The sequence below is a fragment of the Streptomyces sp. NRRL S-1022 genome (genome assembly GCF_000720135.1).
Classification (GTDB): domain Bacteria; phylum Actinomycetota; class Actinomycetes; order Streptomycetales; family Streptomycetaceae; genus Streptomyces.
In genome coordinates this window covers 1-380 of the sequence record NZ_JOIU01000145.1, presented here as the reverse complement: position 1 = coordinate 380, position 380 = coordinate 1, and the positions used below count along the sequence as shown (strand labels likewise).

The window sequence follows — 380 nt, the reverse complement described above, 5'->3', positions numbered from 1 at the left end:
GTGTGGTGTCGGTGGTGTCGTCGGTGTCGGTGGGTGGGGTGGGTGGTGGGGCTGATCCGGTGGTGATCGTGGGTATGGGGTGCCGGTTGCCGGGTGGGGTGGGGTCGCCGGAGGAGTTGTGGGGGTTGGTGTCGGGCGGGGTGGATGCGATCGGGGAGTTTCCGGGTGATCGTGGGTGGGACGTTGAGGGGTTGTTCCATCCGGATGCGGATCATCCTGGGACGTCGTATACGCGGTCGGGTGGGTTTCTCGTTGATGCGGCGGGGTTCGATGCGGATTTCTTCGGGATTTCGCCGCGTGAGGCGTTGGCGATGGATCCGCAGCAGCGGGTGTTGCTGGAGACGGCGTGGGAGACGTTCGAGGATGCGGGGATCGATCCG

General features: G+C 65.8%; 1 pseudogene. It reads left to right on the top strand.

Annotation, left to right across the window (positions count from 1 at the left end):
- Positions 1–53: 53 nt before the first annotated feature.
- A pseudogene (locus IG05_RS0141235) lies at positions 54–380 on the top strand (beta-ketoacyl synthase N-terminal-like domain-containing protein); the annotation flags it as partial.